Origin of the sequence: Halopseudomonas nanhaiensis, assembly GCF_020025155.1 — a bacterium.
Lineage (GTDB): Bacteria > Pseudomonadota > Gammaproteobacteria > Pseudomonadales > Pseudomonadaceae > Halopseudomonas > Halopseudomonas nanhaiensis.
This window is the reverse complement of record NZ_CP073751.1, coordinates 955,642-977,120: the sequence shown is the minus strand read 5'-3', so window position 1 is coordinate 977,120 and position 21,479 is coordinate 955,642. Positions and strand designations below refer to the sequence as shown.

The 21,479-nt window shown below is 62.9% G+C and carries 22 protein-coding genes and 1 riboswitch; of the genes, 16 read left to right on the top strand and 6 right to left on the bottom strand.

Annotation, left to right across the window (positions count from 1 at the left end; genetic code table 11):
- Position 1 precedes the first annotated feature (1 nt).
- Positions 2-2,137, bottom strand: a complete 2,136-nt coding sequence (locus KEM63_RS04380; RefSeq protein WP_223654982.1) for a methyl-accepting chemotaxis protein — start codon at positions 2,135-2,137, stop codon at positions 2-4.
- Positions 2,138-2,291: 154 nt separating this feature from the next.
- Here KEM63_RS04380 and KEM63_RS04375 point away from each other — a divergent pair, with 154 nt between their 5' ends.
- Positions 2,292-3,098, top strand: a complete 807-nt coding sequence (locus KEM63_RS04375; RefSeq protein ID WP_223654981.1) for a M48 family metallopeptidase — start codon at positions 2,292-2,294, stop codon at positions 3,096-3,098.
- Complete coding sequence (locus KEM63_RS04370; protein ID WP_223654980.1) at positions 3,082-4,398, top strand: OprD family outer membrane porin; 1,317 nt, start codon at positions 3,082-3,084, stop codon at positions 4,396-4,398. Before KEM63_RS04375 ends, KEM63_RS04370 begins: the two co-directional genes overlap by 17 nt.
- Positions 4,399-4,458: 60 nt before the next feature.
- Here the strand turns inward: KEM63_RS04370 and KEM63_RS04365 are convergent, their stop codons facing one another.
- From KEM63_RS04365 to hrpB, 3 genes are all read right to left on the bottom strand, one after another.
- Complete coding sequence (locus tag KEM63_RS04365) at positions 4,459-5,031, bottom strand: TMEM165/GDT1 family protein (RefSeq protein WP_223654979.1); 573 nt, start codon at positions 5,029-5,031, stop codon at positions 4,459-4,461.
- 15 nt (positions 5,032-5,046) lie between these two features.
- Positions 5,047-5,235, bottom strand: a riboswitch (yybP-ykoY riboswitch).
- Positions 5,236-5,261: 26 nt separating this feature from the next.
- Positions 5,262-6,281, bottom strand: coding sequence for a methyltransferase (locus tag KEM63_RS04360; protein WP_223654978.1), 1,020 nt, complete (start codon positions 6,279-6,281; stop codon positions 5,262-5,264).
- An 81-nt stretch (positions 6,282-6,362) separates the two neighbouring features.
- A complete protein-coding gene (gene hrpB / locus KEM63_RS04355) occupies positions 6,363-8,903 on the bottom strand; it encodes an ATP-dependent helicase HrpB (RefSeq protein ID WP_223654977.1) in 2,541 nt (846 codons plus the stop codon).
- Between the two features lie 93 nt (positions 8,904-8,996).
- On the opposite strand from hrpB, the gene KEM63_RS04350 reads away from it, so the two are divergent.
- The 8 genes from KEM63_RS04350 to KEM63_RS04315 all read left to right on the top strand — a co-directional run bounded on the left by KEM63_RS04350 (position 8,997) and on the right by KEM63_RS04315 (position 15,052).
- Complete coding sequence (locus KEM63_RS04350) at positions 8,997-9,407, top strand: polyribonucleotide nucleotidyltransferase (protein WP_223654976.1); 411 nt, start codon at positions 8,997-8,999, stop codon at positions 9,405-9,407.
- Positions 9,407-10,291, top strand: coding sequence for a cation diffusion facilitator family transporter (locus tag KEM63_RS04345; RefSeq protein WP_223654975.1), 885 nt, complete (start codon positions 9,407-9,409; stop codon positions 10,289-10,291). Before KEM63_RS04350 ends, KEM63_RS04345 begins: the two co-directional genes overlap by 1 nt.
- A 313-nt stretch (positions 10,292-10,604) precedes the next feature.
- Positions 10,605-11,093, top strand: a complete 489-nt coding sequence (locus KEM63_RS04340) for an Lrp/AsnC family transcriptional regulator (protein ID WP_223654974.1) — start codon at positions 10,605-10,607, stop codon at positions 11,091-11,093.
- A 63-nt stretch (positions 11,094-11,156) separates the two neighbouring features.
- Positions 11,157-11,354: a DUF2788 domain-containing protein gene (locus tag KEM63_RS04335; RefSeq protein ID WP_423747833.1), complete on the top strand. Its 198-nt coding sequence runs from the start codon at positions 11,157-11,159 to the stop codon at positions 11,352-11,354.
- 118 nt (positions 11,355-11,472) lie between these two features.
- Positions 11,473-12,114, top strand: coding sequence for a TetR/AcrR family transcriptional regulator (locus KEM63_RS04330; RefSeq protein WP_223654973.1), 642 nt, complete (start codon positions 11,473-11,475; stop codon positions 12,112-12,114).
- A complete protein-coding gene (locus KEM63_RS04325) occupies positions 12,111-13,760 on the top strand; it encodes an acyl-CoA dehydrogenase family protein (RefSeq protein ID WP_223654972.1) in 1,650 nt (549 codons plus the stop codon). The genes KEM63_RS04330 and KEM63_RS04325 overlap by 4 nt, the downstream gene beginning before the upstream one ends.
- A 151-nt stretch (positions 13,761-13,911) precedes the next feature.
- Positions 13,912-14,355 (top strand): PaaI family thioesterase, encoded by a 444-nt coding sequence (locus KEM63_RS04320; RefSeq protein ID WP_223654971.1) that lies wholly within the window; start codon positions 13,912-13,914, stop codon positions 14,353-14,355.
- A 70-nt stretch (positions 14,356-14,425) separates the two neighbouring features.
- Positions 14,426-15,052 carry a pseudouridine synthase gene (locus KEM63_RS04315; protein ID WP_223654970.1) on the top strand — a complete coding sequence of 209 codons (627 nt, stop codon included), beginning with the start codon at positions 14,426-14,428 and terminating at the stop codon, positions 15,050-15,052.
- Here the strand turns inward: KEM63_RS04315 and KEM63_RS04310 are convergent, their stop codons facing one another.
- A complete protein-coding gene (locus KEM63_RS04310; RefSeq protein ID WP_223654969.1) occupies positions 15,053-15,475 on the bottom strand; it encodes an Mpo1 family 2-hydroxy fatty acid dioxygenase in 423 nt (140 codons plus the stop codon).
- A 127-nt stretch (positions 15,476-15,602) separates the two neighbouring features.
- On the opposite strand from KEM63_RS04310, the gene KEM63_RS04305 reads away from it, so the two are divergent.
- Genes KEM63_RS04305 through KEM63_RS04285 form a run of 5 tightly spaced genes read left to right on the top strand, consistent with a single transcriptional unit; the run spans position 15,603 to position 19,585 of the window.
- On the top strand, positions 15,603-16,403 hold the full coding sequence (locus KEM63_RS04305) for a hydroxymethylpyrimidine/phosphomethylpyrimidine kinase (RefSeq protein ID WP_223654968.1): 801 nt from the start codon (positions 15,603-15,605) through the stop codon (positions 16,401-16,403).
- On the top strand, positions 16,400-17,035 hold the full coding sequence (gene thiE / locus KEM63_RS04300; RefSeq protein WP_423747832.1) for a thiamine phosphate synthase: 636 nt from the start codon (positions 16,400-16,402) through the stop codon (positions 17,033-17,035). The genes KEM63_RS04305 and thiE overlap by 4 nt, the downstream gene beginning before the upstream one ends.
- Positions 17,036-17,055: 20 nt before the next feature.
- A complete protein-coding gene (hemL, locus tag KEM63_RS04295; RefSeq protein ID WP_223654967.1) occupies positions 17,056-18,336 on the top strand; it encodes a glutamate-1-semialdehyde 2,1-aminomutase in 1,281 nt (426 codons plus the stop codon).
- Positions 18,333-18,992 (top strand): hypothetical protein, encoded by a 660-nt coding sequence (locus tag KEM63_RS04290; protein ID WP_223654966.1) that lies wholly within the window; start codon positions 18,333-18,335, stop codon positions 18,990-18,992. Before hemL ends, KEM63_RS04290 begins: the two co-directional genes overlap by 4 nt.
- Complete coding sequence (locus tag KEM63_RS04285; RefSeq protein ID WP_223654965.1) at positions 18,989-19,585, top strand: tetratricopeptide repeat protein; 597 nt, start codon at positions 18,989-18,991, stop codon at positions 19,583-19,585. The genes KEM63_RS04290 and KEM63_RS04285 overlap by 4 nt, the downstream gene beginning before the upstream one ends.
- Here KEM63_RS04285 and KEM63_RS04280 read toward each other — a convergent pair.
- Positions 19,582-19,914 (bottom strand): DUF1820 family protein, encoded by a 333-nt coding sequence (locus tag KEM63_RS04280; protein WP_223654964.1) that lies wholly within the window; start codon positions 19,912-19,914, stop codon positions 19,582-19,584. The two genes, KEM63_RS04285 and KEM63_RS04280, sit on opposite strands and share 4 nt — an antisense overlap.
- Positions 19,915-20,066: 152 nt before the next feature.
- On the opposite strand from KEM63_RS04280, the gene miaB reads away from it, so the two are divergent.
- Positions 20,067-21,410: a tRNA (N6-isopentenyl adenosine(37)-C2)-methylthiotransferase MiaB gene (gene miaB / locus KEM63_RS04275; protein ID WP_223654963.1), complete on the top strand. Its 1,344-nt coding sequence runs from the start codon at positions 20,067-20,069 to the stop codon at positions 21,408-21,410.
- Positions 21,411-21,479 lie beyond the last annotated feature (69 nt).

Here is a 21,479-nt window from a genome sequence, read left to right as displayed (position 1 = left end):
GTCAGACGCGGAACTGATTGATCAGCCGGCGCTGGTGCTCGGCCAGCTTGGTCAGCGCAGCACTGGCATCGGAGGCCTCACGGGCGCCTGAAGCGACCGACTTGGCCACCGAGTCGATCGTGGTGACGTTGCGATTGATATCTTCGGCCACGGCACTTTGCTGCTCCGCTGCACTGGCGATCTGCGTGTTCATGTCGGTGATGATCGATACGGCCTGAGTGATCGACGTCAACGCTGCATCCGCCTCCTCCGCCTGCTCCACGCTCTGCTCGGTGCGGGCGCGGCTCTGCTCCATCACCTTGACGGTCTCGCGCGTCCCGGCCTGCAGCTGCTCGATCATGTGCTGAATCTCGGCGGTCGAGTTCTGCGTCTTCTGTGCCAGGTTGCGCACCTCGTCGGCGACCACGGCAAAGCCACGTCCTTGCTCACCGGCACGGGCGGCCTCGATCGCCGCGTTCAGCGCCAGAAGGTTGGTCTGTTCGGCAATCCCGCGAATGGTGTCGAGGATGCCGGTGATATTTTCGCTGTCGCGAGCCAACGTCTGCACGCTGCTCACCGCACGCTGGATGTCGCCAGCCAGATTCTGAATGGTCTGCGCCGTAGCCTGGACCACCTCACGGCCGTGATTAGCGGAACCATCGGCGTTGTTCGCCGCTTCCGCAGCGAGTGAGGCGTTGCGCGCCACGTCCTGCGCAGTTGCTGTCATCTCGGTGACAGCCGTGGCCACGAGATCGATTTCGCTGAGCTGACGTTGCACGCCATCATTGGTGCGCATGGCAATGTCAGCGGTGTTCTCCGACGCATCGGTCACCTGCTGCACGGAACTGACCACCTCCCGGATCATGCCCTGAAGCTTGTCGAGAAACGCGTTGAACCCGGCAGCGATGGCACCGAGCTCGTCCGCGCGGTCGACCTTGAGACGGCGCGTCAGATCGCCCTCACCGCGTGCGATATCCTCGAGCATCGCGGTCAGGGCGCGGGCCGGACGGGCGAGGCTGAGGCCCACGACAGCCATGACCAGCAGACCCAGCACCGCCACGACCAGGCCGACGACCGCCATGCTCAGGGTCGAGGTCACCTGATGCTCGTCAATCGCCTGGTTCATTGCCTGAAGATCGGCCATGACCGCATCGAGCGGTAACGTCATGAGCAACACCCAGCGTGCCGACGTGCCGCTTATACGGATCGGCATCATCAGCTCGATATGCCCACCGGCTTCATCGAGCTCGTAGGTCATCTCGGTGCCCAGCTGTCCGAGCGACTCGATCTCGTTGGCGTCCAGCACGGTCGAAGCAGCGTCACCGGGCTTGGCGTCGTTCCCTGTGTAGCCCACCAGCCGTCCATTGGAACTGATCAGGGCCTGTTTGCCACGGCCTTCGTAGAGGTGTTCGTTGCTTTCGCGCAGCAGCGTCTGGATGAAGTCGAGAGACAGATCGGCGCCGACGGCACCCATGAATTCGCCCTCGACCAGAATGGGCGCTACAAAGGACGACAACAGAATGGTCTTGCCGCCCACTTCGTAAGGCGCCGGATCGATCACACAGGCCTTCTGCGTTTCACGGGCGCACAGGTAGTATTCGCCAGCGCGCACGCCGGTCTCGAGAATCGTCTCGTCTTCCAGATCCTCGAGCGCTTCCACTGCCAGCGAACCATCAGCGGCGCGATACCACCAAGGCATGAAGCGGCCCGTGCCGTCGTAGCCATCGGTGGTGACGCCCTGATAGTACTCATCCATCTCGTCCAGCGAGTTGGGTTCCCAGGCGACATACAGGCCAAGCAGGTCGGTGTTGTGCATGAGCATGCGTTGCGTGACGCGGCTCATTTCCTCGCGTGGCATCATCAGGCTCGGCGTACCATCACCTTCCAGCTCGCCAAGCATCTGGTTCAGCTGAGCCAGCTGACTGGCAACGGTGAGCGGATATTCGAGCCGACGCCGAATGCGCTCGGCTTCGCTGCTGGCGATCGAAGTCAGTCGATTCTCAATCAACTGCGTGACCAATTGCTCGCTGTGCTCCTGCACGAAGGTCTGGTTCCGTTCCGCCGATTGCAAGCCGAAAAGCGTCATGATCCCCACCGCGACGAACAGGCAGGCGCCCGCCAGCACGGTGATGGAAAGCTGGATGGATTTGAATTTCATGTTTACCCCTGAAGCGGAAGAACCCTGGAACCCTTATCGGCACGGCGGGACAAATCTTCAGGTCCGTTTATCAATGCATTGCACGTCCGGCAGCTTGCCGGCTGCGCTTTATCCTCCATAATCAGTGCATCGTCAGGTTGAAGGAACCATGTTCATGCGAAATCGTTTTCTCCTGTGTCTAGCAGTAACCGGCCTGGTTGGCTGCGAATCGGTACAGACCACGCAAGGCGGCGCCGTCGGCGTCGACCGTAATCAGTACATGTTCAGCTCACTGTCCAGCAGCCAGGTCGATGCCATGGCGGCCGAGTCCTACGAGAAGATTCTTGCCGAAGCCAAGGCGCAGAAGGTACTCAATACCAAGCCGGCGCTGGTCAAGCGGGTGCGCAAGATCGCCAACGATCTGATTCCGACCGTCGAGGCCTTCAGGCCGGATGCGCGGGACTGGAACTGGGAGGTGAACATCATCACCGATGATCAGCTGAACGCCAGCTGCATGCCCGGCGGCAAGATCCTGTTCTTCACCGGGATCATCGAGCGGCTCGAACTGACCGATGCCGAAATTGCCCAGATCATGGGTCACGAAATTGCCCATGCATTGCGCGAGCATGGTCGCGAGGCCATCTCCCGCGCGTACACCACGCAAATGGGCACCCAGGTGGTGGGCGCCCTGTTCGGATTGGGGCAGGCGTCGATGCAGGCTGCGGACATGGCCGTGCAGTACGGCCTGATGCTGCCAAACAGTCGCTCCAACGAATCAGAGGCCGACCTGATCGGGCTGGAGCTGGCCGCTCGCGCCGGCTACGATCCGAACGCTGCAGTCAGCCTGTGGCAGAAAATGGCGGCTGCCTCGCAGGGCAATCCGCCAGCTTTCCTGAGCACCCACCCTTCGCCCGGTGGGCGTATCGAGAATCTGAAACAGGCCATTCCCCGCGTACAGCCCTTGTATGAAGCTGCGCGGTAACCGCCTGGCGGCGGCGATCGCCGCCAGCGTGTGGTCTGCCGCTTCCGTAGCACTGGAAACACCGCCGGGGCTGGATTCCGCCGAACTGGAATTGCGCAATTACTACATAAATCAGGATCAACGCAGCGGCGATCCCGATTATTCGCGCGTAGAGGAATGGGGGCAGAGTTTCATCCTCAATCTCGATTCGGCGTACACCCCCGGCACGGTCGGCTTCGGCATGGACCTGCTGGGTCAGTACGCCGTGCGACTGGACTCGGGTGGCCGCATCGGCAAGGACGACCTGACGCGTCAGCCCGGGGACCTGTTTCCGCTTGATGATGGCCAGGCCGCAGACGATTTCGGCCGGCTCGACCTGACGCTCAAAGCTCGCGCTGCGGACACGACGCTTAAGCTCGGTGCCTTCGAGCCCGATATGCCGGTCCTGATTCGCAACGACAGCCGCCTGTTACCCCAGGTATTCCGAGGCGGCCATCTGGACTCGGAAGGCATCGACGGCCTGACGCTGCATCTGGGACGCTTCGACAAGGCCAGGCAGCGTAACTCCAGCGACTACGAAGGATTGCTGACCCGCGGCGGCGACCAGGCTTCGGATCATTTCAGCTTTGCCGGCGCGGAATACGAGCTGGGCGATTCGTTGATGTTGAACTACTTCGTCGGCGAGTTGCATGACTACTACCGGCAGCACTTTCTTGGCCTGAGACATGAGCTTGGTCTTGCCGCCGGCTCAGTGAGAACCGATCTGCGCCTGTTCGACAGCGGCAGTAGGGGCGCCAACGCTCGGGGGGAAGAAGGCTTCGGCAGCACCGGCGTCTTCCGTGACGGCAGCGACACAGGCGAGGTCGACAATTTCACCGCCAGCGCCCGGGCCACCTATGCGATCGGGGCCCATGAGTTGAGCCTCGGCTTTCAGCAAGTCAACGGCGATAGCGATTTCCCCTACGTAGATAACGGCGACGGCGCCTCGGTGTACCTGATCACCTATGCCCAGTTGGGAAAATTCCAGCGCTCCGGCGAGCGCACATGGCTGGCAGATTACCGGGTGGATTTTGCCGATATGGGCTTGCCGGATCTGACCTTCGCCGTGACCTATCTGCGAGGCACGGACATTCGAGCGCTGGAAGGTTCCGAGCGTAGCGAGTGGGAACGGGACCTGCGTCTGGAGTACGCCCCCTCGAAGGGGGCACTGAAGAACCTCAACATTTCCGTGAGACACGCGAGTCTTCGAAGCAGCGTCGAAGATCAACGGGACATCGACGAAGCCCGCCTGGTGTTGAGCTATACGGTCGAGCTGGACTGAAACGGCAGCTCGCTCCCCGCGCTGGGCAGCGAGAGGCTTCATGGCTGCGATGAAGCGACGCTAGCCGCCTGTTAACGCCATCCATCCCGCATAGATGCCCAGCAGCAGAAACGCCACTGCCGCCACCGTTCGAATCAGCTGCAGCGGCACACGCTCCGCTGCAGCATGGCCGAGAAACACCACCGGGACGTTGGCCAGCATCATGCCTACGGTCGTCCCTATGACAACCATCACGTACGCATCGAACTGCGCTGCCAGCACCACGGTGGCGATCTGTGTCTTGTCGCCCATTTCGGCCAGGAAAAACGCTACCAGCGTAGCCATGAAGGCACCGTATCGGCCGATGGAGGCGGTGTCGCCGTCGTCAAGCTTGTCAGGAATGAGCGTCCACGCGGCAACGATCAGAAAGGACACAGCGACCACAGCGTGCAGCCAGGTGTCATCGAGCAGGTTGCTGGCAAGTTCGCCCACCGCTCCGGCGAAGGCATGGTTGGCGATGGTCGCTACCAGTATGCCCCAGACGATCGGCCAGGGCCGGCGAAAACGCGCGGCGAGAACCAGCGCGAGGAGTTGGGTCTTGTCGCCGATCTCCGCCAGCGAAACAATGCCAGTTGATACCCAGAAGGCTTCCACGGATTTTCCAGAGAGGGCGGACCGATGAACCAATGACACGCGTGCAGCTCCGCCCCCGGCAGCCGCTCGCATGTCATAGGTCTCGTCAAACCCGAAGCCTTGAAGGCTGGAGGGTCGCAAGCGCCATGGTCTGCGGACCAATCATGTTGACGCTTGCCAGTGGAAGACTGGCTTCCGGAGAGACTACTCCCCTAAGACGGGCCGAACTTTAGCAGTCCAAAGCGAAGCGATCAACCCGGCGCCACGGCGGAATAAACCTTGAACCGGGTGTTCTCGCGCAGTACTTCACAGGGCCCGATATGGCTCTCGATCAACGGCGGATAACGCAGGAAGCCGTTGGCGACGATGCGCAGCTCGCCTTTGGGCAGCAGGTTGCGGGTTACCTGATTGAAGAAACCTTCGGCAATCGAGGTGTCGTGGCGGATGCCGGTATGAAACGGCGGGTTGCTGACCACTGCGGCGTATCGGCCATGTACTTCGCTCAATCCATCAGAAGCGTAGACGTCCGCATCGATGCTGTTGAGCCGCAGCGTTTCCTGCGCGCAATACAGGGCCAGCGCATCGACATCGACCAGCTCGAAGCGCGCGTCCGGGTTGCGGCGGGCCAGCGCGGTAGCCAGCACGCCAGCGCCGCAGCCAAAATCGAGCACCCTGCCGCGTGGCAGACTTGCCGTCTCTTCCAGCAACAGTTCGCTGCCCTCATCCAGCCGCCCATGGCTGAATACTCCGGGCAAGCTCACCAGCTCTACCGTCTGATCGGGCAACTCGATCACCACGTGACGCGTCCACTCGGCAAGATCGAACGCCGGAACCGGACGGTCGATCTGTACACGCCAGAGCTGGCAGTGCCGCGCGGAGTCGAGCTTTTCTGGCGCTGCACCGTACCGTTCGAGCAACCGCTCGGCCCGCGTAATACCACCCTTCTTCTCACCGACAAGAAACAGCGGCTTGCCTGCCGCAAGCAAGGGAGCCATCTGTGCCAGCGCATACTCGGCACGTTCGATGGCCTTGGGCATGACCAGGATCGCCGCGTCCAGCTCTTCGTATTCCGGACAGAGATGTGAAAAAGCCAACGCATCGGCTTCCAGTGATGTACTCAAACCTCTCCAGACGGCGAAGTCCCAGGTCCACAGACGCCATTTCGCCTGCAGCACATTGCACAACGAATCGAGCACCGGATTGACCAGAAGCACCCGCTGGCCAGCGAACGCCTCTGCGCTGCGCTCGAGAATCTGACTGGTGTTGTCCATTCACGGCTCCGAATTGAAAAGGGCTGGCATTGTACGAGCTCAGCTGCGGAGCCGATAGACCTGACAACCCACGGTGCCCTGCTACTTGCGGGGCTTGGCCCGGGCGGTCGGCTCTGCCTGCAATGGGTCATCCGGCCAGTAGTGTTTGGGATAGCGACCCTTCATGTCCTTTTTCACGTCGTGATAACTGCCCTGCCAGAAGCCTTCGAGATCCTGGGTCACCTGCAGCGGGCGCTGGGCCGGGGACAGCAGGTGCAGTTTGAGCGCAACCCGCCCTCCAGCAATGCGCGGCGATTGCCGGCTACCGAACATCTCCTGCAGCCGCACGGCAAGTACGGGCGGCGTTTCGCCGTAGTCGATACGGATTCGGGACCCGGTCGGTACGGTCCAGTGGGTCGGCGCCAGTTCGTCAAGCCTGGCCGGAAGCGGCCAGGGCAGCAGCGAGGCCAGAATGGCGTTCAGATCCAGCGCGGCGAAGTGCGCGAGTCTGGTCACCGGGACGAGGAACGGCGCGAGCCATTTCTCGAGCGTTGCGAGCAATTGCTGGTCGGACACGTCCGGCCATTCGCTGGTGTTTCCGCTCAACAGGTCCATCTCGCGCAACAGCATGATTCTGGCCTGCCACTGACGCAGTGCCGGCGTCCAGGGCAGCAGGGCAAGCCCCTGACGGCGCACGACTTCGCACAGGGCGATTGCGCGACGCTGCGGATCAATCTGCTGCAGCGGTTCCCGGCTGTAGATCACTTCACCGATCCGCCGCTGCCGCTCGGCGACAAGGCTCTCGCTGCGCGGGTCCCACTCCAGCGTATCGGTCTCACGGAAAACCTCTGGCAGATGGCGCTCGAGCAACGTGGCATCGAGCGCCGCCGCAATGTAGATGCTGGCGCTGCGCTGGTTGACATGCCCGCCCAGGGCGGCGATCGCCAGCCACGCCTCGCCCTGCAGATAGTCGGGTCTGGCAAAACCGGCCGACTTGCCATTGGCCAGACGGTAGTCCTGGCCATTGTCGCGTCGTTGCGCGATGCGATCGGGATAGGCCATCGCCAACAGAATGCCGGCCCAGGCGGTATCGCGTGGATTGGCTACGGCAGCCCCGGTCGGCCGCCCCTTCAATAGCCCGGACCATTGCTCAGCAAGCTGACGCACACGCGCCAGCGCCGCGCGGTCGACTGCGGCCTCCCCTCGCGGGTCGTCGAATGCATCCAGCCGCCGGCTGATGTCGGCCGAGTCGGCACGCAACACGTCGCGCTCGCCGAGTAGCGCGGCCAGGCGCGATGCTGTCCGCAACAGGCCCAGCTCGGCCCCACGCAAAAGCATGTGGGCAAGCCGCGGATGCATCGGTAGTGCGGCCATCTGCTCGCCATGTGCGGTCAGTCGCCAAGCGTCGCCCTCGCGCTGCAGCGCCCCCAGCCGCTCGAGCAGTTCGCGGCCCTGCTGCAACGCAGCCGCTGGAGGCGGATCGAGCCAGGCCAGTTCGGTTGCCTGTTGAATTCCCCACTGCGCCAGCTGCAGCGCCAGCGGCGCCAGGTCCGCCTGGAGTATTTCGGGCTGGGAGTGGCTCGCCAGCTGCTCGTGCTGACCGGCCGACCAGAGTCGATAGCAGACCCCCGGGGCGATGCGGCCGGCGCGACCCGCGCGCTGCTCGGCGGCGGTACGGGAAACGCGGCGCGTATGCAGACGTGTCATGCCTGAGACCGGATCGAAGGCCGCCTGGCGTGCCAGCCCCGCATCGATGACCACACGAATGCCTTCGATGGTAAGACTGGTCTCGGCAATACTGGTCGCCAACACCACCTTGCGCATGCCGGCTGCCGGCGGGGCGATGGCACGACGCTGTGCGGCAAGGTCCAGATCGCCGTACAGCGGAGCCACCACCACCCTCGCGAGCTCCTCCCGGCTCTGTTCCAGTGCTGCCTGAATCCGTCGGATCTCTGCTGTGCCCGGGAGAAACACCAGAATGTTGCCCTGCTCCCGGTCCAGCGCTTCATGGATCCCGCCCAGCACCTGCTGATCAGGTGAGGCGTTCGGGTGTGCCGGTGCGCCGTAGCGTACCTCCACCGGGTACTGCCGGCCTTCACTACTGACGATCGGCGCATGTCCAAGCAGCCGACTTATCGGTTCGGCATTGAGCGTCGCAGACATCACCAGCAACCTGAGCGGAGGCTCCTCACGCAGATACTGCTGGGTTTGCAGACACAGGGCCAGGCCCAGATCGGCATCCAGGCTGCGTTCATGAAATTCATCGAAAATGACCAGACCGACGCCAGGCAGCTCCGGATCCTGCTGAAGCAGACGATGGAGTATCCCTTCGGTCACCACTTCAATTCGCGTCCGGGGGCCGACTCTGGACTCAAGGCGTATGCGGTAGCCGACCGTTTCGCCCACTGCCTCACCGAGCAGCTGTGCCAGACGCTCCGCCGCCGCACGCGCCGCTAGCCGGCGCGGCTCGAGCATGATGATCTTCTGCTCGCCCAGCCATGCGCTATCGAGCAGCGCCAGCGGAACGAGGGTCGTCTTGCCGGCGCCGGGCGGCGCGACCAGTACCGCAGCGGGCCCTGCCCCGAGCAGCTGGTCAAGCTCGGGCAGCACCTCGGAGACCGGCAATGTCTGATCTAACCACACAACGGCGCTACCTCAGGGAAATCGTCAGCTATTCTAGCGGTCATAGTGGTCGGTATAGTAACGCCACTTTCCCGATCCAAGGAGTTTGCGCGAATGACCCTGAAACCTCTGGCCTGTGCCCTGCTTAGCGCCACATTGATCACCCAGCTGAGTGCATGCGGGACTATTTTCTATCCCGAACGTCGTGGCCAGCTATCTGGAGAGATCGATGCGGGCGTGGCCATCCTCAACGGCATCGGCCTGCTGTTCTACATCGTCCCGGGGCTGATCGCCTTCGGCGTGGATTTTGCCACGGGTGCGATCTACCTGCCGGACCGTCGCTACAGCGTCGCGCCCGAGCGCCTCGATCAGGCTGTAGACGAGCATGGCAATGTCGATCCATTGAAGCTTAAGGCGATCATCCGTGAAGAGCTGCAACTGGATCTGCCCCTGGAGCACGCCCGTCAGATCGACCGCCCCGCTGCCGAGCAGCTGGCTGCGCTGGGCCTGGCTGCGCGGGCCTGATGACTTCACCGGCGCCACTTGACCCGGCTGAACGCCAACGTCTGCTGACGCTTGCAACCTACGCCTCGGTCGGCGTGGCGCTGTTGCTGATCGTGATGAAGTCGTCGGTCTGGCTCATGTCCGGATCGGTGAGCGTGCTCGCCTCGCTGATCGACTCGCTGATGGATGCCGGCGCGTCGATCATCAATCTGCTCGCGGTCCGGGTCGCACTCAAGCCCGCCGACCGTGGGCACCGCTTCGGTCACGGCAAGGCCGAAGCACTGGCTGGACTGGCGCAAAGTGCCTTCATCACCGGATCAGCGGTACTGGTTCTGCTCCAGGGCATCAAGCGCCTGATGGAGCCGCAGCCTCTGGAAGCCGCCTGGCTGGGCGTGGCAGTAATGCTGTTTTCCATTGCCGCCACCGTCGGCATGCTGTTGCTGCAGAGACACGTCATCAAGCGCACTCACTCCACTGCAATACGCGCTGATGCGCTGCACTACCGCTCCGACCTTCTGATGAACACCAGCATCATTCTGGCGCTGATTCTCGCCTACTACGGTGTACCGTTGGCCGACGCACTCTTCGGTATCGGGATCGCGATCTATATCGGCTACGGTGCCGTGACCATCGGCCTGGCGGCGATGCAGACACTGATGGATCATGAGCTGCCGGACGAGATTCGCCGCGAGGCGCTGCGCCTGGCTCGCGAGGTGCCCGGCGTGCTGGGTGTGCATGATTTGCGTACGCGCGAATCCGGTCAGCACTGGTTCATGCAGGTGCATGTGGAGTTGCCTGGCGGGCTGACACTCAACGAGGCACATGAGCTGGGGGAAAATGTACGCAAGGCGATCCAGACGACCTACCCCCAGGCGGAAATACTGGTGCACAAGGATCCGGTCTGAACAGAGAAAAGGCGGACCGTCGTAACCGGCGGTCCGCCTTTTCCATGCTGTCCGTCTATCATCCTGTTGAGATGCTGCCTGTCCCTCGCCTTGTGAGCTGGGGGTGCCGGTTGACGAGCGGATCGGTGGATCCCTCTATCACCACTCCCTTGATGCAGGAGCGGGCTGGACGAGCCGGCCATGGCTGAAAACCTGAAACCAATGCTACGCTCGCCCGATCGCAATTTCTTGCCTAATATTGCGCTGGATATAGATGTATGAGCAATTATTAGCTACTTTATACAGACTATCAGCACAGAACGAGCGCCCATCCATGTCTGAGCACAATCTGGACCGTTATGACCTGAAGATTTTGGCCGAATTGCAGCGTGATGCGCGTATCAGCAATCAGGAGCTTGCTGAACGAATCGGATTGTCTCCCTCGCCCTGCTCGCGCCGCGTCAAGCAACTGGAAGACAGTGGGTACATCGCCCGGCAGGTAGCGCTCCTGGACCCGGCCAAACTGGGGCTGAAGCTGACAGCCTTCGTCCTCATCGGCATGGATCGTCATACGCCGGAGCGCTTCGCCGGTTTTGAACAGGTCATCCGCGATTGCCCCGAAGTGCTCGATTGCTGCCTGGTCACCGGAATGGACGCCGATTATCAGCTGCGCGTGGTCGTGCCGGACATGGAGCACTACCAGCAATTTCTCCTCGGCAAGCTGACCCGCATTGAGGGCGTGTCCAGCGTGCGCTCGAGCTTCATGCTCAATCAGGTAATCAGTTCGACCGAACTCCCGCTGCAACACATGGGTCTGCAGTAAGCCGCAGCCGCATCGCGAGCGGCGCGGTGTATCATTGCGCGGTTTGCTCAACGGAGGTTGGATTTGGATTATCAAGAATTCGAAGCCATCGCCATGCCAGTCATGCTGCTGGCGCTGGTGGCGTTCATGGGCTTCATCGTCTGGGATCTGGCAAAGAAGTCCCAGGCCGGACGCTGGGGTACCGCCGTCCTGTTCTTTGCCCTGGGACTGGGCGTCGCAGCATTCGTCATCAAGGAAATCGTCATCGCCGTGATTGGCTGAGCGAGCGGCCGGCCGCATTCTGCTGGCCGAATCCCCCTGCATTCTGATCACTATCCCACCTGCAAGCTCCCCTGAATCCTGATTCACTGATCTCATGATATGAACACGGATTCAGACAATGGCGTATCGAACCACGCAAGCACGAACGGAGCGCGACAGAGCGCTTCGCGAGCACATCCTTGAATGCGGCATGCAGCAGGTCGCAGAGGGCGGCTTCGCGGCGCTGAACATGAATGGTCTGGCGAGCTCGGCAGGCGTGGCCACCGGCAGTCTGTATCGATACTTCCCGGGCAAGGGGGCGCTCGCTGCGGAGATCTTCACTCGCGCAACGCGTATCGAGTTCGATGCCCTGGCTAGCCAGTTCGGCCAGCCGGGCAGTGCTGCGCAGCGTCTTGCAGGTGGTATCGGTCAGTTCGCCGCCCGAGCCTGGCATAGCCGGCAGCTGGCCTATGCGCTGATCGCCGAGCCGGTGGAGCCGGAGGTCGATGAACAGCGTCTGCGGTTTCGCGAGGCCTACGGCGAGCTCTACTGCACACTCATACGCGAGGGCAACCACGACGGCAGCTTTAGTGTCGAGCACGTATCGCTGACGGCTTCCTGTCTGGTGGGTGCCGTGGCCGAAGCACTCGTCGGGCCTCTGTCGCCACAGGCGCGCGCGGCACGGGCCAGCGGCCTGCCTAGCGACAGCCTGGAAAGCGTCACCAGGGCACTCATCCGTTTCAGTTTGCGCGCCCTGGGCGCGAAGGAGCACAGCGCATGAATTTTCACGCCTACGCCGAGACCCACGAGGTGACCAATCAGGTGCCTCCACTGGACGGCATCAACCTCTACCGTCAGGACGTTCCATTGCAGGAATGGGTTCGCCGTTATCACGGCGAGTGGGCCGACCAGGCCCTCGCCGACTACGGGGTGCTGGCCGGTGGCACCCTGATGCAGGCGGGCTTTCAGGCCAACGAAAACAAGCCGGTATTCAAAAGTCATGATCGGTACGGCCATCGCGTCGACATAGTGGACTTTCACCCCTCCTATCACGAGTTGATGGCTGCCGGCATCGCCGCCGGTATCACCTCGGCCCCCTGGACCGACCCCCGCGCCGGAGCTCAGGTGGCACGTGCGGCCACCATGTACCTGCATAACCAGGCCGAGTCCGGCACCAGCTGCCCGATGACCATGACTTTCGCCTGTGTCCCGGCGCTGCGTCTTCAATCTGACGTCGCCGACGCCTGGCTGCCTAAGGTGCTGTCACGCCAGTACGATCCGCGCAACCTGCCGATCGAACAGAAGACCGGTGCGACCATTGGCATGGCCATGACCGAAAAGCAGGGCGGCACCGATGTGCGCGCAAACACCACGCGTGCTTTTCCCGTTGGCATCGGCGGGCCGGGCCAGGGCTACGAGCTGGTGGGCCACAAATGGTTCTGCTCGGCGCCGATGTGCGATGCGTTTCTGACGCTGGCGTACACCGACAAGGGCCTGTGCTGCTTTCTGCTGCCCAGACATCGCCCGGACGGCACCCGTAACCAGTTCTATGTGCAGCGGCTGAAGAACAAGCTGGGTAATTGGGCCAATGCGTCCAGCGAGGTCGAATTCCGCGGCGCATTCGCCTGGATGATCGGCGAGGAAGGACGCGGTGTTCCCACCATCATCGAGATGGTCTCGCTCACCCGGTTCGATTGCATGATCGGCTCAAGCTCGCTGATGCGCCAGGCGCTGACCCAGGCGACCCATCACTGCGCCTACCGCACCGTGGGCGGACGGGTGTTGGCTGAGCAGCCGTTGATGCAGAACGTGCTGGCCGACCTGGCACTGGAAAGCGAAGCTGCCCTGGCACTGACCATGCGCATGGGCAAGGCGCTGGACCAATCGCATGACGAACAGGAAGACAAGTTCGCCCGGCTGGTGACCGCAGTCGGCAAGTACTGGATCTGCAAGCGCGCGCCGGCAATGATCAATGAAGCGCAGGAATGCCTGGGCGGCGCCGGGTATGTCGAGGAGACCATCCTCCCGCGGCTGTACCGCGAGGCGCCGGTCAATTCCATATGGGAGGGCTCAGGCAACGTGCAGTGCCTGGACGTCCTGCGTGCCTTGTCAAAGGAGCCGGGAGTACTTGAGGCGCTGTTTGCCGAGCTGGGCGACGGTCATGGCGACGCGCGCCTTCGCGCCCATATCGAACGGTTGAAGGCGGACTTTCGCGATACGGACGATATCCAGTACCGCGCGCGGCAGCTGACCGAGGACGTCGCCATCGCGCTGCAGGCCAGGCTGCTGCTCGAGGCCGGCAATGAGACGGTGTCCGATGCGTTCATCAGCAGCCGTCTCACTGGTCAAGGTCGTGCCTTCGGTACGCTGCCGCGGGGCATCGACGTGCAGAAGCTGGTCGCTCGCTCCACGCCGGCTCTCGGTTGATTCGGTCCTGCTCCGGATCACCGGAGCCGCTTCAGACCGATAACGATAGTCAGAGCTCGAGCAATGCACACAGGCGACCTGCTGGCGCTGAACGGCAGCATCTGAGCTGGTCAGCGCAGCGCACCAGGCATCTTCATCAAGGAATCGACACATGAGTGAACAGACGCTACCCAGCGAACGGCAGCGCGCTATCGTTGAAGCCGGCTTCGCCAGAGCCAATTTCGTCAGTGACGTCGGCATCCACATGACCGATTGCGGGTTGGGCTGGGTGGAAGCGGCGGTTGATATCCTGCCACGGCACGCCCAGCAGAACGGCTTTGTCCACGCCGGCGTCCAGACAACGCTGGCCGATCACACCGCCGGCGCTGCCGCCGGCATGCTCGCGCCCGAGGGCTTCACCGTACTCACGCTCGAGTTCAAGGTGAACCTGTTGCGCGCGGCGGTGTGCGAGCGGCTGCTATGCCGCGCCGAGGTGCTCAAGGCCGGCCGCCAGGTGAGTGTCGTCGAGTCCGAGGTGTTCGCCATGGTTGAAGGCGAGAAGCGGCTGTTCAGCAAGGCGACGGTAACCATGGCAGTGGTGCAGCTACCCGATTGAAGGGCCGCGGCTTGCCGCGGCCGGACTGGCCCTCTAGCATGAGCGGCCCGCACCTGATGCAGACAAACACATGCCCCGTCCGCCCCGTCGATCCGCTTATACAGGTACTGGCAAGTCGCGGCGCAAGGCCGCGCCACCGCCAGCCTCCCCTCGTCTGATTGCACTGAACAAGCCGTTCGACGTGCTTACCCAATTCACTGACGATCAGGGCCGCGCCACACTGAAGGACTTCGTTGACGAGCCGGGCCTGTATCCCGCGGGCCGGCTTGACCGGGACAGCGAAGGATTGTTGCTGTTGACCAACGACGGCCAGTTGCAGGCGCGTATTACCGACCCACGGCACAAGCTGAGCAAGACCTACTGGGTGCAGGTGGAGGGTGAAGCGACGCCGGAGCAGCTCGAGCAGCTGCGTGCAGGCCCGCATCTCAATGACGGGCCAACGCGACCAGCGGAGGTGCAGATGATCGCCGCTCCGGCGCTCTGGGACAGAGTCCCGCCCGTGCGTTTTCGCAAGAGCGTACCCACGAGCTGGCTGTCCATTACCATTCGCGAAGGCCGCAACCGGCAGGTCCGGCGCATGACCGCTGCGGTGGGTCTGCCGACGCTGCGACTGGTGCGGGTGAGCATCGGAGACTGGGAACTCGGTGAGCTGCATCCGGGCGAATGGCGAGAACTGCCGATCCGCCCGACGCGCTGATCAGTAGCGCAGGCCGATCGTACGGAACACGAACCCGAGCAGCCAGATCGGGCCGATCAGTAGAAACTGCAGGTCCTTGAAGAAGGATGGCTTCTTGCCTTCCACCTGATGTCCGATGAACTGGCCGATCCAGGCGAGCACGAAGATGATGACGCTGGGCCAGAACACGCTGGGCATTGCATCGAGAATCAGCAACATGATCGCGGCGAGCCCCAGCATCGCCGCAGCGATTCGCCAGGACAACATCGCGTAGAACATCAGCGACGTGCCAACGGCCAGGAACGCGACCCCGGGATGAATCGCCCACAGAATCCCCAGCACGCTGAAGGTGATCAGCGGCACGCACACCCAGTGCACCAGCTTGTTGAGTCTGTTCTGATGGCTTTCGCCGTATTCGTCGAACCACTGGTCGATCGGCTTCATCGTGTCATCCCTTGTTGTTGTTCTGCTGTTGCGCCCGATGCTGCGGCCAACGAGGTCACGGCGCCAATGGCCATGGCGGCCAGCCTGCTGGCTGCCGCAACCCTCGCTCAGATGATAAGCTTAGCGCATGAACAGACCCAGTCCTTCCCGCCCCGTTGTGCTCTGCCTCTCCGGTCACGATCCGAGTGGCGGCGCCGGCCTCCAGGCCGATATCGAAGCCCTGCTTGCGCAGGGGTGTCATGCTGCCCCGACCGTCACCGCGCTGACCGTCCAGGATACCGTTGATGTCAGCGATTTTCGTGTGCTCGATCGTGACTGGGTTCTGGCCCAGGCGAACAAGGTGATCACCGACATGCCGGTCGCCGCGGTCAAGCTTGGCATGCTCGGCTCGGTGGAGATGGTCGAGACGGTGCTTGAGCTCATGCAGCAGCTCCCGGGGGTCCCACTGGTGTGCGATCCCGTGCTGCGCGCCGGTGGCGGCGGCTCGCTGGGCAAGGATGACGTCGGCTACGCGATGCGCGAGCGCCTGTTTCCGGTCGCCGCCATCGCCACACCCAATCTGCCCGAGGCACGCATCCTCGCGGAACTGCCGGAGGGCACCGCTGACCAGTGCGCCGAGCGTCTGTTACCGCATATCCGGCACCTGTTGATCACCGGCGGACACGGTGACGAAGCGGACATTCATAACCGCCTCTACGGTCGCGATGGCAGTCGGCATGACTTCACCTGCCAGCGTCTGCCGGGTAGCTACCATGGTTCCGGGTGCACCCTAGCCAGCGCCCTGGCAGGCCGCCTCGCACAGGGGCAGGAACTGCGGAGCGCCGTGCAGACTGCCCTGGATTACACCTGGCGCACCTTGCGCGACGCCGAGCAGCCGGGGCTCGGTCAATACGTCCCGCGGCGCCTGCCTCTGGATTTCTGCTCGTGAGCGAGCGCCTACGCGGCCTCTATGCCATCACCGACAGCGACCTGCTGGGCGGCGAGCGCCTGCTCGGCTGGGTCGATGCGGCCCTAGCCGGAGGGGCCCGCCTGCTGCAGTATCGTGACAAGACCGATGACGCCGTCCGCCGCCGCGAGGAAGCAGAACAGCTGCTGCGCCTGTGCAACTACTACGGCGCCGGGCTGATCATCAACGACGATCTGGCGCTCGCCGCAGAGCTCGGCGTCGGCGTGCACCTGGGCCGCGAGGATGGGTCGCTGCGCGAGGCGCGCAGCGTCCTGGGCGAGCGCGCGATCATTGGCGCCACCTGTCACGCCAGTCTGGAATTCGCCGAACAGGCAGTCGAGGACGGCGCCAGCTACATCGCCTTCGGTCGTTTTTTTCAGTCGGTGACCAAGCCCGGCGCTCCCGCGGCAACGCCGGTACTACTCGAGCAGGCGCGCCGCACGTTCGATGTGCCGATCGTCGCCATTGGCGGCATCACCCTGCACAACGCCCCCCAGTTACGCATCGCCGGAGCCGATATGCTGGCCGTGATCAACGGCCTGTTCGGCGCCAACTCGCCGAGCGAGGTCGAGCGCCGCGCCCGCCTGTTCAGCGAGATGTTCCAGCCCATCTGAATTCATTTGTGAGGATGTTCATGTCCCGTTCCGAAGACCTGTTCGCCAATGCCCAGAAACACATCCCCGGCGGCGTGAATTCGCCGGTACGCGCGTTCAAGAGCGTCGGCGGTACGCCGCTGTTCTTCAAGCACGCCGAGGGCGCCTATGTCACCGACGAGGATGATCGCCGCTATGTCGATTATGTCGGCTCCTGGGGACCGATGATTCTCGGCCACAGCCATCCGGATGTACTCGACGCCGTACGCCGTCAGCTGGAGCACGGGCTGTCCTACGGCGCCCCTACGGCCATGGAAACGGACATGGCCGATCTGGTCTGCTCGCTGGTCCCCTCCATGGAAATGGTTCGCATGGTCAGCTCCGGCACTGAAGCGACCATGAGCGCGATCCGCCTCGCGCGGGGCTACACCGGACGCGACAGCATCATCAAGTTCGAGGGGTGCTACCACGGGCATTCCGACAGTCTCCTGGTCAAGGCCGGCTCCGGCGCGCTGACCCTGGGCGTACCCAGCTCGCCAGGCGTGCCGGCTTCGTTCGCCAGGCACACCGTGACCCTGCCGTTCAACGATATCGAATCGGTACGCGGGACCCTGGCAGAGATCGGCAACGAGATCGCCTGCATCATCGTCGAGCCGGTTGCCGGCAACATGAATTGCGTACCGCCTGCCCGCGGCTTTCTGGAAGGGCTGCGTGAGGCCTGCGACGAACACGGCGTGGTATTGATCTTCGACGAAGTCATGACCGGCTTCCGCGTCGCGCTCGGCGGCGCGCAGGCGCACTACAACGTCAAACCGGACCTGACGACCTTCGGCAAGATCATCGGTGGCGGCATGCCGGTCGGCTGCTTCGGCGGCAAGCGCGAAGTCATGGAATTCATTGCACCGCTCGGCCCGGTTTACCAGGCCGGCACGCTGTCGGGTAATCCTCTGGCGATGGCGGCCGGCCTGGCCACATTGAAGTTGATCAGTCGCCCGGGCTTTCACGACGAACTGACCGACTACACCGAACGCATGCTCGCCGGCATCCAGGAGCGCGCCGATGCTGCCAGTATTCCCTTCGTCACCACTCAGGCTGGGGGTATGTTCGGACTGTATTTCACCGGCGCGGACGACATCGTCACCTTCGAAGATGTCATGGCCAGCGATGTCGAGCGCTTCAAGCGGTTCTTCCATCTCATGCTGGACCACGGCGTGTATCTGGCGCCCAGCGCCTTCGAAGCCGGTTTCACCTCGATCGCCCACGGCGAGCCAGAACTCAAGCTGACGCTCGATGCCGCAGAGAAGGCGTTCGCCGCGCTATGACCATTGTCATCTACACCTTGCTCGGACTCAGCCTCGCAGGGGCGTCCGGCTGGTTGTTCAAACGCCGCAGCGGGCTCTCACACGCGGCTGGAGGAGCCGTGACGGCGAGCGTTGTCGTGCTGCTGATCGCCGCCGTCGCCGCGTTGCTGACCGCGCTGGTGCTCGGCATAGGCGGTGACGGGCTCAAGCACGCCCAGCGACTGTTCGGCCTGGCCGCGCGCCATCTGTCGATTCCAGTGCTCGGTCTTGCTGCCTGCTTCCTGATGAATGGCTGGCGCTGGAAGCCAATGGTCTGGGGGCAGGTGATTCTCGGTCTGATGGGCGCATTCGAACTGGCAAGGCTGCTGGACCTGTCGCTGCACTATGAGTGGCTGGTCAACGGGCTCGGGCTGGTGTTGCTCGCGTGGGCCTGTCTGGGCGTGGGGCGAGCGCGGGTGCTGATAATCCTGGCAATTGCCGCAGTCGGCTGCCTGCTGGCCGCTGCGCTGATCGCTGACACCACCCCGCTGACTGCCCTGTTCCGCCCGTTGCCGACTGCCAGCTGGCTGATCCCCGGTTTGTTGGCGACCGCGCTGGCAGTTGGCGTATTGGCCGATCAGGCGCACAATAAGGCGCACTCCTCGACCAACGAGCCGGACATTCCCCCACGTTCATGAAAGCCTCGCTTCTTCGCTTCGCCCTGCTTGCCTGCGTGGCCCTGCCGTTGACCGCCGGGGCACAGTCAGGCAATTCCCTGCTGATCAGCACCGAAGAGCGCTGCGCGCTCAACCGGGTAGACGATGAAAGCCTGCCCTTGGCGATGGAGAGCTGCAAGGAGATTGCCGAATCCGGGGACCAGAGCGCCCAGTACGAGCTGGGCGAGTTCTACTACCATGGCGAACGCACCGAGCGGGACATTGAAACCGCGCTGATCTGGTACGAGCAGGCGTCTCTTCAGGGTCACCCGGGTGCGCAGTATCGGCTCGGACTGATGCATTCCCAGGGCGAGGGCGTAGAGCGCAACCTCCCGCAGGCCTATGTCATCCTCAAGATGGCGGCGGTTAACGGAAAGGACGCGGCAATGGACGCCAGCGACACCATCGCTACGCAGATGAGTCAGGAAGAAATGGCGGCGGCGACGCAAGTGCTCAGCACCCTGTTCCGCAATTATCTTGCGCAGATTCGCGAGGAGCAGCTGACCCGGCCTTCATCCGAGGCGCCCGCTACCCTGCAGATGGCGCCGCCTGCGCCAGAGGCGGACCAACCCTAGCGGGACGGGGCCGGACCGGATGGCATCGGGAAGGCCATGACGTTGCCACCCTTGGCTTCGCTGATCTTGGCCTGACCCACGCGCTCGACCTCGTCGATGCGCACCACTGCCGGCATCGGGATGAAGCTGCGTGTTACGCCCTCGAACTGATTCTTGAGCTTTTCTTCGCTGGGATCGACCAGCATCTGCGACCGCTCGCCGAAGACCAGCTCCTCCACTTCAAGGAAGCCCCACAGCTCGCTCTGGAATATCTGCCGGGCGTAGAGTTCATAGACCTGTCCCTGGTTATGGAAAATCACCCGGAAAATCGGTTGTGTCTCTTTGCTCATGAATACACCTGAAGCGGACAAAGATAGGCAAGGACCGGCTGCCGGAACGCAACCTGTCGGAAAGGGCGCGGATCATACCACAGGCCGGGCATAACATAGGCACCGGCATACGTGTATAATCGCCGCTTTTCCTGACCCCCTCCGCGAAGTCCATGCCCAAGAAACTATTTATCCAGACCCACGGTTGCCAGATGAACGAGTATGACAGCTCGCGCATGGCCGACCTGCTCGGCGAACATCAGGCAATGGAGCTGACTGACAACCCGGATGATGCTGACGTCATTCTCCTGAACACCTGCTCGATTCGCGAGAAGGCGCAGGAGAAGGTATTTTCCGAACTCGGCCGATGGCGTCCGCTGAAGGAGCGCAATCCGGAGCTGGTAATCGGTGTCGGCGGCTGCGTGGCCAGTCAGGAAGGCACGGCGATTCGCGACCGTGCCCCGTACGTCGATGTAGTCTTCGGACCGCAGACGCTGCACCGCCTGCCGGAAATGATCGACGCTGCGCGCAGCACCCGTCAGCCTCAGGTGGATGTCTCCTTCCCCGAGATCGAGAAGTTCGATCGCCTGCCGGAGCCGCGCGTCGACGGTCCGACGGCCTTCGTGTCGATCATGGAAGGCTGCAGCAAATACTGCAGTTTCTGCGTCGTGCCCTACACCCGTGGCGAGGAAGTCAGCCGGCCCTTCGATGACGTCATCGCCGAAGTGATCCACCTGGCCGAGAACGGCGTGCGGGAAGTGACACTGCTGGGTCAGAACGTCAATGGCTACCGTGGCCAGACCCACGACGGCACGATTGCCGATCTGGCTGATCTGATTCGCGTCGTCGCGGCGATCGACGGTATCGACCGCATCCGCTACACCACCTCGCACCCGCTGGAGTTTTCCGACAGCCTGATCCAGGCCCATGCCGAGGTGCCGGAACTGGTCAAGTATCTGCACCTTCCCGTCCAGTCGGGCTCCGACCGCGTGCTGGCAGGCATGAAGCGCAACCACACGGCGCTCGAGTACAAGTCTCGCGTACGCAAGCTCAAGGCCGCGGTGCCGGATATCCTGCTCAGCTCGGACTTCATTGTCGGCTTTCCCGGCGAGACCGACCGGGACTTCGAACAGACCATGAAACTGGTGGAGGATGTGGGCTTCGACTTCTCCTACTCATTCGTCTACAGCGCCCGCCCCGGCACGCCGGCCTCGGACCTGCCGGACGAGACGCCGATGGAGGTGAAGAAGCAGCGCCTGAAGATCCTTCAGGATCGTATCAACCAGCAGGGCTTCGCCAACAGCAGGCGTATGGTCGGTACCCGTCAGCGCATTCTGGTCACTGACTATTCGAAGAAGGACCCGGGCATGCTGCAGGGCCGGACCGAGCACAACCGGATCGTCAATTTCCGGAGTGCCAATCCGCAACTGATCGGCCAGTTCGTTGACGTGCACATCGACGAAGCACTGCCGCACTCCCTGCGGGGAACTCTGCTGGACACCCAGACTCTCCACTGAATACGTCGCGCACGACCCGGCTTGTCTGCATGCACTTTGCAGTGGGGTTGTTGCGCGTTATTCTGTACC

What these genes read in the sequence shown, in the direction of transcription:
- KEM63_RS04280 (WP_223654964.1), bottom strand. Translation starts at nt 19,914, where the DNA reads ATGAGCAAAGAGACACAACCGATTTTCCGGGTGATTTTCCATAACCAG.
- KEM63_RS04310 (WP_223654969.1), bottom strand. Translation starts at nt 15,475, where the DNA reads ATGAAGCCGATCGACCAGTGGTTCGACGAATACGGCGAAAGCCATCAG.
- KEM63_RS04330 (WP_223654973.1), top strand. Translation starts at nt 11,473, where the DNA reads ATGGCGTATCGAACCACGCAAGCACGAACGGAGCGCGACAGAGCGCTT.
- KEM63_RS04320 (WP_223654971.1), top strand. Translation starts at nt 13,912, where the DNA reads ATGAGTGAACAGACGCTACCCAGCGAACGGCAGCGCGCTATCGTTGAA.
- KEM63_RS04350 (WP_223654976.1), top strand. Translation starts at nt 8,997, where the DNA reads ATGACCCTGAAACCTCTGGCCTGTGCCCTGCTTAGCGCCACATTGATC.
- KEM63_RS04315 (WP_223654970.1), top strand. Translation starts at nt 14,426, where the DNA reads ATGCCCCGTCCGCCCCGTCGATCCGCTTATACAGGTACTGGCAAGTCG.
- KEM63_RS04360 (WP_223654978.1), bottom strand. Translation starts at nt 6,281, where the DNA reads ATGGACAACACCAGTCAGATTCTCGAGCGCAGCGCAGAGGCGTTCGCT.
- KEM63_RS04305 (WP_223654968.1), top strand. Translation starts at nt 15,603, where the DNA reads ATGAACAGACCCAGTCCTTCCCGCCCCGTTGTGCTCTGCCTCTCCGGT.
- KEM63_RS04290 (WP_223654966.1), top strand. Translation starts at nt 18,333, where the DNA reads ATGACCATTGTCATCTACACCTTGCTCGGACTCAGCCTCGCAGGGGCG.
- KEM63_RS04285 (WP_223654965.1), top strand. Translation starts at nt 18,989, where the DNA reads ATGAAAGCCTCGCTTCTTCGCTTCGCCCTGCTTGCCTGCGTGGCCCTG.
- KEM63_RS04325 (WP_223654972.1), top strand. Translation starts at nt 12,111, where the DNA reads ATGAATTTTCACGCCTACGCCGAGACCCACGAGGTGACCAATCAGGTG.
- KEM63_RS04340 (WP_223654974.1), top strand. Translation starts at nt 10,605, where the DNA reads ATGTCTGAGCACAATCTGGACCGTTATGACCTGAAGATTTTGGCCGAA.
- KEM63_RS04370 (WP_223654980.1), top strand. Translation starts at nt 3,082, where the DNA reads ATGAAGCTGCGCGGTAACCGCCTGGCGGCGGCGATCGCCGCCAGCGTG.
- KEM63_RS04380 (WP_223654982.1), bottom strand. Translation starts at nt 2,137, where the DNA reads ATGAAATTCAAATCCATCCAGCTTTCCATCACCGTGCTGGCGGGCGCC.
- KEM63_RS04375 (WP_223654981.1), top strand. Translation starts at nt 2,292, where the DNA reads ATGCGAAATCGTTTTCTCCTGTGTCTAGCAGTAACCGGCCTGGTTGGC.
- hemL (WP_223654967.1), top strand. Translation starts at nt 17,056, where the DNA reads ATGTCCCGTTCCGAAGACCTGTTCGCCAATGCCCAGAAACACATCCCC.
- miaB (WP_223654963.1), top strand. Translation starts at nt 20,067, where the DNA reads ATGCCCAAGAAACTATTTATCCAGACCCACGGTTGCCAGATGAACGAG.
- KEM63_RS04345 (WP_223654975.1), top strand. Translation starts at nt 9,407, where the DNA reads ATGACTTCACCGGCGCCACTTGACCCGGCTGAACGCCAACGTCTGCTG.